The sequence below is a fragment of the Haloquadratum walsbyi C23 genome (assembly GCF_000237865.1).
GTDB lineage: Archaea > Halobacteriota > Halobacteria > Halobacteriales > Haloferacaceae > Haloquadratum > Haloquadratum walsbyi.
Genome location: NC_017459.1, coordinates 3,100,632 through 3,114,326, shown reverse-complemented (window position 1 = coordinate 3,114,326; position 13,695 = coordinate 3,100,632). Strand labels below are relative to the sequence as shown.

Annotated in this window: 11 protein-coding genes; 2 read left to right on the top strand and 9 right to left on the bottom strand. The window is 47.4% G+C overall.

Annotation, left to right across the window (positions count from 1 at the left end; genetic code table 11):
- Nucleotides 1–378 precede the first annotated feature (378 nt).
- From HQRW_RS14065 to HQRW_RS14055, 3 genes are read right to left on the bottom strand one after another with little or no spacing between them, the layout of a single operon-like run.
- The gene (locus HQRW_RS14065; RefSeq protein ID WP_014557116.1) at nucleotides 379–1,086 is read right to left on the bottom strand and encodes an L-threonylcarbamoyladenylate synthase; all 708 of its coding nucleotides are present in this window, start codon (nucleotides 1,084–1,086) and stop codon (nucleotides 379–381) included.
- A gap of 9 nt (nucleotides 1,087–1,095) precedes the next feature.
- The gene (locus tag HQRW_RS14060) at nucleotides 1,096–1,611 is read right to left on the bottom strand and encodes a redoxin domain-containing protein (RefSeq protein ID WP_011572875.1); all 516 of its coding nucleotides are present in this window, start codon (nucleotides 1,609–1,611) and stop codon (nucleotides 1,096–1,098) included.
- The gene (locus HQRW_RS14055; RefSeq protein WP_014557115.1) at nucleotides 1,611–1,919 is read right to left on the bottom strand and encodes a glutathione S-transferase N-terminal domain-containing protein; all 309 of its coding nucleotides are present in this window, start codon (nucleotides 1,917–1,919) and stop codon (nucleotides 1,611–1,613) included. Before HQRW_RS14055 ends, HQRW_RS14060 begins: the two co-directional genes overlap by 1 nt.
- 459 nt (nucleotides 1,920–2,378) lie before the next feature.
- On the opposite strand from HQRW_RS14055, the gene HQRW_RS14050 reads away from it, so the two are divergent.
- A complete protein-coding gene (locus HQRW_RS14050; protein WP_014557114.1) occupies nucleotides 2,379–3,851 on the top strand; it encodes a hemolysin family protein in 1,473 nt (490 codons plus the stop codon).
- A gap of 116 nt (nucleotides 3,852–3,967) precedes the next feature.
- On the opposite strand, the gene HQRW_RS14045 is transcribed toward HQRW_RS14050, so the two are convergent.
- The 6 genes from HQRW_RS14045 to HQRW_RS14020 form a co-directional block, all read right to left on the bottom strand.
- Nucleotides 3,968–5,158 (bottom strand): inorganic phosphate transporter, encoded by a 1,191-nt coding sequence (locus HQRW_RS14045; protein ID WP_014557113.1) that lies wholly within the window; start codon nucleotides 5,156–5,158, stop codon nucleotides 3,968–3,970.
- Between the two features lie 9 nt (nucleotides 5,159–5,167).
- The gene (locus HQRW_RS14040; protein WP_394324566.1) at nucleotides 5,168–5,365 is read right to left on the bottom strand and encodes a DUF7859 family protein; all 198 of its coding nucleotides are present in this window, start codon (nucleotides 5,363–5,365) and stop codon (nucleotides 5,168–5,170) included.
- Nucleotides 5,366–5,603: 238 nt separating this feature from the next.
- A complete protein-coding gene (locus HQRW_RS14035; protein ID WP_014557111.1) occupies nucleotides 5,604–7,073 on the bottom strand; it encodes a single-stranded-DNA-specific exonuclease RecJ in 1,470 nt (489 codons plus the stop codon).
- A 224-nt stretch (nucleotides 7,074–7,297) separates the two neighbouring features.
- Nucleotides 7,298–8,518 (bottom strand): MFS transporter, encoded by a 1,221-nt coding sequence (locus HQRW_RS14030; protein WP_014557110.1) that lies wholly within the window; start codon nucleotides 8,516–8,518, stop codon nucleotides 7,298–7,300.
- A 75-nt stretch (nucleotides 8,519–8,593) separates the two neighbouring features.
- Nucleotides 8,594–9,802: a homoserine O-acetyltransferase MetX gene (metX, locus tag HQRW_RS14025; RefSeq protein WP_014557109.1), complete on the bottom strand. Its 1,209-nt coding sequence runs from the start codon at nucleotides 9,800–9,802 to the stop codon at nucleotides 8,594–8,596.
- Nucleotides 9,799–11,214: an O-acetylhomoserine aminocarboxypropyltransferase/cysteine synthase family protein gene (locus HQRW_RS14020; protein ID WP_014557108.1), complete on the bottom strand. Its 1,416-nt coding sequence runs from the start codon at nucleotides 11,212–11,214 to the stop codon at nucleotides 9,799–9,801. The genes metX and HQRW_RS14020 overlap by 4 nt, the downstream gene beginning before the upstream one ends.
- 235 nt (nucleotides 11,215–11,449) lie before the next feature.
- Between HQRW_RS14020 and ligA the strand changes: the two genes are divergently transcribed.
- Nucleotides 11,450–13,693 (top strand): NAD-dependent DNA ligase LigA, encoded by a 2,244-nt coding sequence (gene ligA / locus HQRW_RS14015; RefSeq protein ID WP_014557107.1) that lies wholly within the window; start codon nucleotides 11,450–11,452, stop codon nucleotides 13,691–13,693.
- Nucleotides 13,694–13,695: the final 2 nt, after the last annotated feature.

Below are 13,695 nucleotides of genomic sequence, written 5' to 3'. Positions count from 1 at the left end.
ATTCAAGCCATCGAAGTTGATTAATATCTCATGAGACGTAATTCTACAGTAGTTCTTGACATCTTCAATCTGTTTGACAACTGGACCCGATAAAAATGCACATTTTCTCAGATTCACTAATGCATCATTGCAGATGCCCGAGAGTTCGGCGGTCATACTCCCTTCTCGGGGGGTAATCGCATCGGCGACATTCATACTCCGCTCTACAGAATCGCACGACAAAAGCCCACGGCTTTGACGCTTTGTATCATCGTCTCAACTGAATGATACCTAATACGATCTAACAAAATGCAGACGCATCTATGATATTCAGATTCACATATTGAAACCGTGGTCGACGCTAACGAAGAGGCACAATTTTTCTGGCTGATTATCTGATCATGATTCAATCGTGGGTCGTGTCCCGGAAACATCACTCAACCATGCAATAACCGCGTCAGCCATGGCACCGCGACGATGGATGATATTTCGCGTCGGATCGACAACAGTACTCTCAGTTCCGGTTGTCTCACCAGCCTCAAGAACAACGGCTACGTTCTGTTGAATCGATTGGGCTAGCATATTGGTATCAACGATACTTCCAGTTCCACTTTGGTTCGCACTTGTTGCTGTTATTGGTGTCGGAGCAGCACGTTCAAGCAATGATAATGCCACGTGATGATCGGGAATTCGAATCCCAACTCGACCTCGTCCAGCAGTAAGGATATCTGGAACCGCTGTTGAGCACTCAACAATCACAGTAACTGGTCCTGGAAGAAATGCTTTGATGAACTGCATCGCTCGCTCACTTGGATTAGTGTGACGTGCGACTGCGCTCACGCTCTCAACCGCAAGCGATAATGGATTGTCATATGTTCGACCTTTAGTGTCAAATACACGCTTTATTGCATCAGGATTTAACGCGTCGACACCCAGTCCATAGACAGTTTCTGTTGGATATACAACTAATTCTCCAGATTTAATTGCTCTCACTGCAGCTGAAAGCATATCCGAGTCAATTTTCGTTGTATTGTCATCGCTTCCTGATCCTGTGGTATCCATGTTTGCTTCCCGATCTGGATTATTCATGTTTGAATCGGACGTCATTATCGCTTCTTATGTATATTTCGCGATGGCAGCTGTGATCTCGTCATAATCTGGAAACGCTGGCCATTCGGTTGCAACCCACACATACTGTATAGTCCGTTTAGTATCAAGAAGGAATATAGCTGGTCGGTGTTCTGTTATCCCGGTCATATCATCAAGTGGATTTGAAATGTTATACAACTCTGCGAGCTCCGCAGACGGGTCAGCGTACAGTCGTGCGTTTATATCACGTGACTCAAGTAAACTGGAATGCTCATATGGAGATGATACCGAAACCCCAATTAGCGTCACCTTGTCCCCAAAGTCATGATCGCCGATTGCATTCCACATATATGTTGTCGGGAATGCCCCATCCATTGGATGAAACACCAATAGCGTCGGTCCTGTGTCAGTCACCGTTGATAATGCTATATCTTCCCAGTACTCGTCGCTCACCAGTGGTCGAGTGAAATCCGGGGCTGTCTCTCCGACTTCAGGATGTGATGTAGATGGCAAATCTGTTACTGGAAAGTCAAGATCAGCCATCAGACGCCCTCCACCGGCTTTTCAATGCTCGCTGTGGAGTCAGACCCATATGTCTGCTCTAGATATGTGACAATATTTCCTGATTCTGACATCACCACGCCGGTATTGGTATCAACCAATGCTGGAACGGTTCGTTTTCCTGATATCCGTTTAACCACATCACGGTCTGAATGCATTGGTTCGACGAAGCGCGAATGATATGATAGCTCAAGTTCCTCAAGTAGACGAATCACACGCTCACAGAACGGACATGCTTCCAGTCGATACACTGTGATTGACACATCACTGTTGGTACTATCTGCACTCATACTACGACATACGTGTGACCCGTGCCTAAGCGCTTCGGCTACCGCATCAACGACCACCGTCCAATCTGTAAATTAATCATTATGCTATTGTCCTGTTGGCTTATGATGTTAGCGATGGATACATGTAATCCTCATGAAATATATCGATTTTTTCTATATGAAGAATATCACCATTTACTCTATATCAAGAATAAATTATTGGCAATGATAGATTGGATATACCCACTAATCCTTCTCATCACCCGGTCTTCGAACGGACGAGCACAGCTAGTTTAATTCAATTCGTATAGCGACTGATACCGCCGATCCTACAGTAGATCAGTTCAAGCGTCTTTGATCCAAACTTAACTCAATTTATATAATTTAAAATATACTTTTAATCATGCTGTAAAGAGTGCCAGTTTGGATATCCTGAGGGGCAAATCTTAATTTATGCACCAGATAAGATATCGTAGTCGTATGGGCTTATCCCCGTCACTCTCACTCTTCATTGGTCAACTCGCCCCGATTCCGGTCACGCAGACGACAATTACAGTCGCTGGTGCATTTGTAATTTTTTTGCTGATCGGCTTCTCCGCGTTCTTTTCCTCATCGGAGATTGCAATGTTTTCGCTTGCGAAACATCGTGTTGATGCCCTCGTCGATGATAATGTTCCTGGTGCTGATGTTGTCGATGAACTTAAATCAAACCCGCATCGACTGCTTGTGACCATTCTTGTTGGCAACAATATTGTCAATATCGCAATGTCATCACTCGCGACAGCGCTTGTGAGTCTGTACTTTGACCCTGGATCAGCGGTGTTGGTGTCAACATTTGGCATTACATCACTTGTGTTACTCTTCGGCGAGAGCGCACCAAAATCATATGCTGTTGAACACACGGAATCATGGGCATTACGGATTGCCCGACCACTCAAATACTCTGAATATGTATTACTTCCGCTTGTTATTGTGTTTGACCGTCTCACTCGTATTATAAATCGCATTACTGGTGGTCGATCTGAGATTGAGACATCATATGTCACTCGTGATGAAATTCAAGATCTCATCCAAACAGGTGAACGAGAAGGTGTTATTGAGGAAGATGAGCGAGAGATGCTCGATCGTATTTTTCAGTTCAATCAAACAATCGTTAAAGAAGTAATGACACCTCGACTCGATATGACGGCTGTCGCAAAAGATGCAACAATTGAAGAGGCAATCGAGACGTGTGTCCACTCTGATCATGAACGGATTCCTGTTTATGATGGTAATCTTGATAATGTCATCGGCACTGTGACTGTTCGCGATCTTGTTCGGGAGAAGCACTATGGTGAGGGTGATATACCTTTGACCGACATTGTCCAGCCAACATTACACGTGCCGGAATCAAAAAACGTTGATGAGCTTCTTACTGAGATTCAGGATAATCGGCTCCGAATGGTCATTGTTATTGACGAATTTGGGACAACAGAAGGGCTTGTGACGCTTGAGGATATGGTTGAGGAGATTGTCGGCGATATTCTTGAAGACGATGAAGAAGAGGCATTTGAATTTATTGATACCAATGAGACACTCGTTCGCGGGGAAGTAAATATTGATGAGGTCAATGATGAACTTGAACTTGATCTTCCTGAAGGCGAGGAGTTCGAAACGCTTGCTGGATTTATTTTCAACCGAGTTGGACGCTTAGTTGAGGAAGGCGAGCAGATCACCTTCGATAATATCACCATCTGTATTGAGCAGGTTGATAACACACGAATCATGAAAGCACGTGTTATTACTCCTGATTCATCTACCACAAAGGAGCACTCTGAATCACAATCAGAGTCGCAACCAGGACTAGAAACAGCACCTCCCGACGATAATATCGCAGACTCAGACCCAGACTCCCGACCAGAATCTGACTCAGACGAAGACTTGACATCGACACAGGATATCGAGGCTGAATAAATAAAATCGATTCAATACACTGTGCTGATTCTTGTGTAGGTGTCGAGAGTGATTCCGCAGTTTAGCGTTTTCGAGGTGGAGCCGGAGCCCCTGGCCTCAAACCGACTGCTTAGGTATCATATAATATCAATTAGAGTAAATATAATATATGAGAGCGCAAACGCGAGTGCAAGCGAGCTAATCCATGCAAACACCGTCTTGACCATTTTTTCCCGACTTACATCAGATCCACCAGCAGCATAGCCGCTTCCGATGATTGCGCTGACGATAATTTCATTGAATGAAACCGGAATCCCGAGTGCAACCGCAGTCTGTGCAATTGCAAATGATGGAATCATCGCAGCGATTGATCGGCGTGGTCCAAGTGAAGAGTAATCCTGTGCGAGTGCTTTGATCATCCGAGGGGCCCCAGTCCATGACCCAATAAGAAGTCCAATCCCTCCACCAAGAAGTACAACTGGTAATGGAATGACAATCACATCCAGAAGTGGCACGAGTGGTCCAAGTGCAAGCCCGACTTGACTCCCACCGGCTGAGAACGCAACAAGCCCGCCGAGAACAAGCAAAAACCGCCGCTGTCCACGCGCCGTATCCTGTTTCATATCCTGATAGACCAATGCTGTGCTGATCAGTGCAAATCCCATCGTAATAATGAGCGATCCAAGTACAACATTTCCTCCGTCTGCTCCGAGCGGTATGGTTTCAGCGCCAGCACCTGCGACTGACCGCCCACGCTCACCTCCGAGTGCTGCAAATCGAATATTTGCAACGAGTGCTCCGACGAGTCCTGCAAGAGCTGGAATAGCTATCTGCTCAACAACGACTTCATGTCTCAGTGCTCGGGCAGTTGTGTATGCGATTCCACCGCCAACAATCGGTGTGAGCGTCCATAGTGCTATAATCTCTTGATATTTTACTATCGCCGGCGACCCACCATTTGCAAGACCCACACCGACTACAGCCCCTGTGACAGTGAATGCGGTCGCGATTGGATACCCGGCGAACACACCGACCGCCACAAGCGCCGCAGCGGTGAGTAACGCCACAATCGATGCTGTTGCAGTGAGTACATTACCAATTACAAGCTCGGACCCGACTGCTTGTGTCACATTTGCTCCTTGTAAAACAGCACCAGCAAGCCCAAGTAGTCCAACGATGAAGCCAGCCCGCATAATTGAGATCGCGTTTGCGCCGACTGCTGGCGCAAATGGTGTTGAGCCTGAGGACCCGGCACCAATTGACCATGCCATAAACAGACTTGCCGACGCAGCAATACTGAGCGTTAAAACCGTTCCAACTCCGACCATTATCGCCCGTTAATTCTCCCGATAAGCTTCATCATACCCTTCACGAAGCCCAGTAAGTATCCGTCTGATGAATAGATATGAGAAGAAGACAAATCCAAGCAGCAATGCGAGCAATCCAACGAGTGCTGGATGTGACACCATGAACTCAATAGCGGTGTCAACCTGTCCAACAATTATATCGATGTATGCTCGCTCTCGAAAGAGCATATCCGGCTGTTTCATAGGCGTGAGTATAGTCGTTTCGCCACCCGGATGAATGTTAGATTAAGATGGCTACCTCAACGAATCACCCTACTTCGCTCGCCGTAACTGGCTCGCTCGGTGAGGGTGGGGCTTGTCAGTGACCTCGACCTCTTCCTCTCACCTATGTTCGGTAGGTGTGAGAGTGTATCTCTCAACTAAACGAATCGTGCAAGTGGCGAGTGAGTCAGACAAAGTAGTTATTTTATAATTGCTCACCGACAGTCTTGTCAACTATTTCAAGAAATGCTGAACGTTCATTTATCGGGATTGTTGCCCCTGCCGCGATATCATGCCCACCGCCCTCACCACCAACAGCGCTTGCTGCCTCTTGCATCACTGTTGAGAGGTCAAGCCCATTACGAACAAGCTGCTGTGATCCACGTGCACTCACCTTTAGTTTCGTTTCTGACTTCTCAGCGAACGCTAAAATGGGAAGATCATCCCGAATTCCCTCAGCACCGACTGCCATTCCAGCGATAATACCGACGATTGTCTCGCGAATCCGCCCACCAGCATCAAACCACTGCACATTTGATTCAGTCGTTGTCCCCTCTGCGGTAACCCACTGCAGTCCCTCTGAAAGATTCTGTCGATGCGTCTGCAGCAAATGACGAGCCTCGGTTAGTGCTGCGTCACGATTCCCAAGACACACTGCAAGCCCAACATCAGCTCTGCTGTATCGTGCAGTCGCATTCAGTAACGTCGAGAACTCGCTTACATCGCGTAATTCTGTGCCAGGCGCTTCTGTAGTGAGCGTATATGTTGTTCCAACAAGATCATTCACCTGTTCAGCCGAAACACCAGACGCGATTGCGCGGTTCAACAGTCCGCTCACAACGGTCTGACGTTCATCCATTGTCAGGTCAATCCATCGACGCCACTCACCATCTGATCGTATTGGAATATCAATATCGTCGAGGAACGCTGCAACACCAGATTCGTTATTTGTGATTCCTGGGATTTGGACATCATTTGCGTACTCAAGGAGTTTCGGAAGTGGACGGGTCTGACGACCATATATAAGAATATCCGTAGTTTCTTCAATCACCCCAGCAGCTATTCCCTGTTCAACAATCGCTGCGTTCGCACCGGTAAGTCCATCTGTGGAACTTTGCATATCACCGACTGCCCCGACAACTGCAAGAGCAGCGAGATCACGATTATCGGTCTCTGTAGTGTCACCCTCAAGTGCTTGTGCAAGAATATAACTCGCACCTGCTCCTGAAAGCTGACTCGCCCCATCAATCCCAACCAACAGTGGATTTAGATGATATTGTAATGAAAAGGCTGGATTATCATCATGAGTCATCGCTGGCTGATGATGGTCAGCGATGACCGCCTCAAAATCTCCATTCCTAACATATGGATCAATGATATCAAGCTGTCCACTTCCAAAGTCGGTGAACAAGACTGTATCATACTTACTCGCTGCAATTCGCTTAACTTCACCGGCATCAAGCTGATTTGCAAATACTGCTTCACACGGAATATCAGCCCGTTTGAGTGCCTGTACTGCAATCGCAGCACTTGTTAATCCGTCAGCGTCAATATGTGAGGCAACGAGAACACGCTCTGCTGCGCGGAGACGCTTCGCACAGGCAGTTGCTTTTTGTTCAAGTTCTGGAACCGGAATAGTGTCTGATTCCGATACCGTATCCGCGCTTACAGTCACAATTACATCAGCACATACTCTCGGCTCAGATTTAACTCTTACAGGCTACCATCAGCTTCTATTCATACAAACTCAGTGCCAGTTATCAGATGTAGTAAATATAATAGAATATGATGTATGGGTGAAATTGAATGTTCATATCCATCTTAGCACCTCTATCGGCGGTCAATATAAATATTCTCCTTAGAGCGAGAATATTATTCTAAGAAAAGAACGTATCACTCCTACCGGCTGATATGTACAATAACTGCCAGAAGAACTGCTGCAATTCCACTCAGCCCTGCAAGTAGGACCCACGCAAGACGATATCCTGATATTTCGACAATGATCCCAAATAATGGTGGTGTCAAGATACCACCGATATTGATTGCTGTCTGCCCCCCTGCAGTCGCAGCACCAAGTTCAGCATCATCAACGAGATCTGTCAGACAAGAATAAAACACACCCGTGGAGCCGTGAATTGATAATCCAAGACCGACAAATACGATGCTTACAAGTAATATCGATTGTGGACCGACTGCAAGCGCAGCAAACAGTACCGCCCCCAGAGTCAGTTGAGCAGTTGCGACGACTGCGGCTCCCTGTGAATCATTTATATAACGATTGCGTAAGCGATCAGCAAGATCTCCAGCTACGACACGAGCAGCGCTACCGGTAAGTTGTGTCAGTGCAAGCACGCCACCTCCAACAACAGTAGCAGTGATACCAAAACTGCTCATACGCGAACCGAGATGTACGGTATCAACAATATATAATACAACATATCCAAGCATCGTAAAGATCGACGCACCAATAAATAATCCAGCAGCAACGAGTAACAGATATTTTTGACGTCTCATCAATCCCCATACATCCGGCATTGCAACCTCTCCTGAGCCAGACTTACCAGTGTATGCCCCAGTGAACCCGAGTGCGTACCCACCCGCAATAAGAGCGATTATCCAAAACCCGACCGGCCACACCACGACTGCAGCGACGCCAGTGATGACAATTGATGCCGCTGCACTTCCCGTTGTGACACCAACTTGTTTTAGCCCCATTGCAAGGTTTGCTTGTCCAGCAGGAGCATTAGCAACAATACCACGATTTGAAGCTGGCATTGCTGTTGAGTATGCAGCACCAAGCACCCCAGCCGCAATTAGAATTGTGAGATATGTTGGAGCAAATGAAACGCCGATTGCTGCAATCGCGAGCCCAAGAAGTCCAACAATCATCACGGGGCGCTCCCCATAGCCATCCACAGCAGCCCCGCTTGGAAACAGGGTAAGTGTGTATCCAATCAACGCTGCAGCAAGAAATAATCCAACAAGCGATTCTGAAAGCTCGAATGTATCGCGAATGAAATCAGTCGCTGCAAAGATGCTATAATAACATAGACTCGCAGCAGTCTGCCATCCGGCGACGAGACCGACTGGTCGCCACCGCTTGGAGAGGACACCGTTCACATTAAAGTGCTCTGCCGCCCGGCAGCTTTATGATATCGACCTCGCGATACCAATCCATTCACTATCGAATATGGATTACTGACTGAATAATGATGCATGGACTGGCGCAAATCCGCTGTCATTATCGGCATTTGAGTCAGCCGTGTCATGTACTGCTCGTCCGTTGATACCATCAGCGAGGAAATCTCGCAGTGGGGGTCCAACTTTGTCAGGTTCGACTAAAAACGCATCATGCCCATGGTCAGATTCAATCACATGATGTGCAACCGGTGTCGATACAGACCGAAACGCCTCAGCAAGCGCTTCAGATTGCTCAGTTGTAAAATGCCAATCTCCAGTGAATGATATCAGCAATGTCTCACCCTCAAAGGCAGCAATGGCGCGAGCATCATCTTCATACCCCTCTGCAAGGTCATAATCGTCCATTGCGCGTGTGAGATATAGATATGAATTTGGATCGAATCGATCAACAAACTTCTCAGCTTGATAATCGAGATACGACTCAACATCACGGTATGGAAAGAATGCTGCTGCTGGATCGACGGGGAATGAGTCGCGACGGGCATCACGACCGGCTGCCCGACGGGCGAATTTTTGTTGCATTGATGATTTTGAGAGGTACATCACATGCCCGATCTGACGGGCAATTGCAAGACCATCTGTCGGTGTTGTCTCAGCGTCATAGTAATCTCCATTATTCCAATTGGGGTCAGTCGTAATGGCTCGACGGGCGATTGCATCGAGTGCGAGTGACTGTGCGTCAAGTCGCGGTGCAGCGGCAACAGCAATAATACATTCAGCGTCATCTGGATATTGCCTTGCCCAATCGAGTGCGTTCATTCCACCAACGCTCCCACCAGCAACAGCATGAAGTCGGCCGACACCGAGAGTATCGAGAACCTGACGTTGTGCTCGAGTCCAATCTTGGACCGTGACCGGTGGAAAGTCTGTTCCATAAACTTCACCTTCTGGATCTGTTGATGCTGGACCGGTCGTTCCGTAGCATGATCCAGGAACATTTGCACAAACAACATAATATTCTGTTGTGTCGATTGCCTTTCCTGGTCCAACAATATCGTTCCACCAGGCGCGGGCTTGACCATCTGTTTCCTCATCAGTATAACCAGCAACATTTTGACTGCCGGTGAGTGCGTGACAAAGTAAAACTGCATTATCACCATTAAACTCACCGTATGCTTCGTATGCAACCTCAAGCGACTCGATTTCATCACCACAGGCGAAGTCGAACCGCCCAAGACTCGCCGTTCCACTCTGGGCTTTCATTCCGAAGAAGCCACCTCTGTGTCTGTTTGACGCGTATTTGAGTCGCTATCGGTTCTTTTGTCTGTGGTATGAGCTAGATTCGTGTGTGTGCCCTCACGACGAGTATAGTCCTCTGATTGCATTGTTGCTGAGTGGATTGCTTGATTAAGATCATCGATAATATCATCAGGATCCTCAAGCCCAACTGATAATCGGAGCATGTCAGGCGTGAGTCCGGCTGCTTGCTGTTCCTCAGCGCTCAACTGTGCGTGTGTTGTTGATGCTGGATGAATAATCAGTGTCTTTGCATCGCCAACATTTGCAAGGAATGATATTACTGATGTTTCCTCACAAGTCCGCTTTGCAACCTCGAATCCGCCCTCAAGTCCAAAGGTAAGCATCCCACCATAGCCTGATTCGACAATATCTGTCCCAAGATATTGTGTTGCTTTGTCATGCGTTGGATGATCTTCGAACCCTGGATATGAAACCCATGCCACATCATTGTGATTGCGAAGGAATATAGCGACCGTCTTCGCATTTGCACAGTGACGCTCCATCCGAAGTGGGAGAGTCTCAAGACCCTGAAGTGTCTGCCATGCATCAAATGGTGATTGTTGGTTACCAAGCGTCCGAAGTGCACGCTGGCGAGCGACATGTGCGAAGGCGGCTGCTCCGTATCGATCAACAAAATCGATCCCGAATGTAGGGTTCTCGCCTGACAGCTCATCATAATCAGCATGCTCCCACGGGAATGTTCCGCCGTCAACGAGAATCCCACCGACCGTCGTCCCAGATCCATGAAGCCATTTTGTCGTTGATTCCCAGATAATATCTGCACCATACTCAATCGGTCGCGACAATGCCGGTGTTGCGAATGTATTGTCGACGACAAGTGGTGTCTCAGCGTTATGTGCAATATCGGCAATTCGCTCGATATCTGGCGTTTTCAACGATGGATTTGCGATTGTCTCAACGTGAACGAAAGCAGTCTCACTGTCGATTTCCTCAGTGTACTCATCATATGCAAGCGTATCGACGGTTCGGATTGTAATCCCCCGGCGAGTCGCCATTTGTCGGAAATATGTTGCTGTACCACCGTACATATCTGCAGCAACCACGATATTATTCCCAGCGCGTGCAAGGACACTTGTCGCTGCATCAAGTGCAGCCATTCCGGACGCGGTTGCGACGGCAGCAACACCTCCTTCAAGTGCCGCTAGTCGATCCTCAAGAGTACGGACAGTTGGATTTGAAATTCGTGAATATACATCACCGTCAGCATCCGGTGCAAGCGCATATAGATCTGCGGCTGTTTCAGCATCCTCAAACACATACGAAGTCGTCTGATGAAGCGGTGGCGCACGTGCTCCTGTTGTCTCATCCGGGTCCTGCCCGGCATGCAGGCTCCGGGTTTTGAACCCATCAGTCATGTATGATATGCATAATCGCGAACTATCTTATAACCGTTGGTTACGGACTGCGACGTGCTGCATGACTTTTTATCCTATGCGTATGATATATAATAATATATTATTCACAATTGAATAGATACCTGAGAGGCGATTATGATAATCGGCCGGAACAATATGGTACAATATGATCGGTCGACTGGTAGTAACACTCAAGCAAATACACATGGGCGAAGCGATATTCACAGATATGCATATGTCTACAACAATCTCCGATTCAATTGCCTCGATGATATCTCGCATCAATGATATTGTTATCACTGTTGTGCCATCAGGTGATTCCAATGACTCTCATCGGCACTCACAGATTATCTGTGATGGCGGTCGGACTATCCAACCGCTAGATGATAGTAGCGAAACGACCCTTGCGTACGCGGACCCAAATAACTCATATCTAAACAATATAGACGGTGACTTCCGCCCAATTGAACAACTCTCAGAGGAAGCTGCTGTCGAACAGGCAACACAACTCCGCGAGGCAATCAGAGAGCATGATTATCAATATTATATAAGAGCGTCACCCATCATCGCCGATCGAGCGTATGATATACTATTTGACCGCCTTCAGGCGCTTGAAGATATATTTAATCTCGATACCGGAGCAAGTCCGACACGTCGTGTCGGTGGTGAACCACTTGATGAACTTGAGACAGTGGAACATGTTACATCGATGCTTTCGATTGACCAATCAACGGCTGTTGATTCGGTTCGAGACTTCGATGAGCGCGTTCGCGATGTCGTTGGTGATTTGGAGTATATCTGTGAGCCGAAATTTGATGGTCTCTCTGTTGAGGTTATCTATGAAGATGGCGAGTATATCCGTGCAGCAACGCGTGGTGATGGCAATCGTGGTGATGATGTGACTGCGCAAGTGGAGACAATTGGTGCAGTTCCACTCAAACTTCACGGCGATTATCCCTCATATCTTGCTGTTCGCGGGGAAGTATATATGCCAAAAGCGGGATTTCGTGAGTATAATCGCGAACGAATTGAATGTGATGAGAAACCATTTGCGAATCCTCGAAACGCTGCTGCTGGGACGCTTCGACAACTTGACCCAGGTGTTGTTGCTGAGCGACCATTGTCTTGTTTTTTTTATGATATTCTTGATGCAACAGAGCTCCCACCTGATCAATGGACAACACTGAGTGACTTACAGTCATGGGGGCTTCGGACAAATGATCGAATCAGTCGTGTCGACTCAATTGATGATGCAATTGCATATCGAGACCAACTCAAAGCAGCACGGGCAGAGCTAAATTATGAGATTGATGGTACTGTAATCAAGGTCAATGACCGTGGTAATAGAGAGATACTTGGAGCGACAAGCCGATCAGTCCGGTGGGCATTCGCATATAAATTCCCTCCTCGCGCGGAGATTACACACATTACAGACATTGTCGTCCAAGTCGGACGAACAGGACGATTAACACCTGTGGCGTTACTTGACCCAGTGGATGTCGGCGGTGTTACTGTATCACGTGCATCACTACACAATCCTGAAGAAATTAAGCGGCTCAGCGTGAATAGTGGTGACGAGGTGCGGGTTCGTCGGGCTGGCGACGTCATTCCGGAGGTTGCTGAGGTGACACAGAAACGTGCAACGGGTACATTTAATTTTCCGAATCAGTGTCCAATCTGTCACAGTTCTGTTGAACAAGATGGACCCTTAGCCTTCTGCACAGGTGGGCTCACATGTGATGCACAACTCGTCCGGACAATCGTTCATTATGGAAGCCGTTCAGCACTAGATATTGACGGACTTGGCGAACAGCGAGTTGAGCAACTTGTCGAGGCAGGTATCATTGGAGAACTCGCTGATCTATATACACTCTCAGTTGCAGATCTGTCTAAACTTGATGGCTGGGGCACGACAAGCGCAGAAAATCTTATCCAAGCTATTTCGGAAACGCAGACACCATCACTCACAGACTTTCTTGTTGGTCTTGGTATCCCAGAAGTGGGCCCGACTATTGCACGGAATCTCGCAGGAACATTTAATAATTTTGATGCTATTATTGATGCTGATGAAGCTGCTCTCCGCGAGATTGAGGATATTGGTCCGACTGTTTCAACGCATATTTCGGAATTTTTTACAAATGAACAGAATCGCGCCGCTATTGATAATCTCCTGTCAGCAGGCGTTACCCCGCAGACACAGCAGTCAACTGCAACGACAAATGCACCACTCTCTGATCTGACATTTGTATTCACCGGCTCACTTTCAGTCCCACGCACAACAGCAACAACATATATTGAACGGCATGGGGGAAATGCGACGGGAAGTGTCTCAACTAACACTGATTATCTGGTTATTGGCGATAATCCTGGCAGCACAAAACGGATTGACGCTGAGCGAAATGATGTACCTGAGATTAACGAGACGGAATTTACAGAACTACTTGCAGAGCACGATGACACCCTCACCTGGCCTCCATAGTC

Excerpts from the sequence above, each read along its gene's own strand:
- HQRW_RS14065 (WP_014557116.1), bottom strand. The coding sequence starts at position 1,086 with ATGACGTCCGATTCAAACATGAATAATCCAGATCGGGAAGCAAACATG.
- HQRW_RS14060 (WP_011572875.1), bottom strand. The coding sequence starts at position 1,611 with ATGGCTGATCTTGACTTTCCAGTAACAGATTTGCCATCTACATCACAT.
- HQRW_RS14055 (WP_014557115.1), bottom strand. The coding sequence starts at position 1,919 with ATGAGTGCAGATAGTACCAACAGTGATGTGTCAATCACAGTGTATCGA.
- HQRW_RS14050 (WP_014557114.1), top strand. The coding sequence starts at position 2,379 with ATGGGCTTATCCCCGTCACTCTCACTCTTCATTGGTCAACTCGCCCCG.
- HQRW_RS14045 (WP_014557113.1), bottom strand. The coding sequence starts at position 5,158 with ATGGTCGGAGTTGGAACGGTTTTAACGCTCAGTATTGCTGCGTCGGCA.
- HQRW_RS14040 (WP_394324566.1), bottom strand. The coding sequence starts at position 5,365 with ATGCTCTTTCGAGAGCGAGCATACATCGATATAATTGTTGGACAGGTT.
- metX (WP_014557109.1), bottom strand. The coding sequence starts at position 9,802 with ATGAAAGCCCAGAGTGGAACGGCGAGTCTTGGGCGGTTCGACTTCGCC.
- HQRW_RS14020 (WP_014557108.1), bottom strand. The coding sequence starts at position 11,214 with ATGACTGATGGGTTCAAAACCCGGAGCCTGCATGCCGGGCAGGACCCG.
- ligA (WP_014557107.1), top strand. The coding sequence starts at position 11,450 with ATGTCTACAACAATCTCCGATTCAATTGCCTCGATGATATCTCGCATC.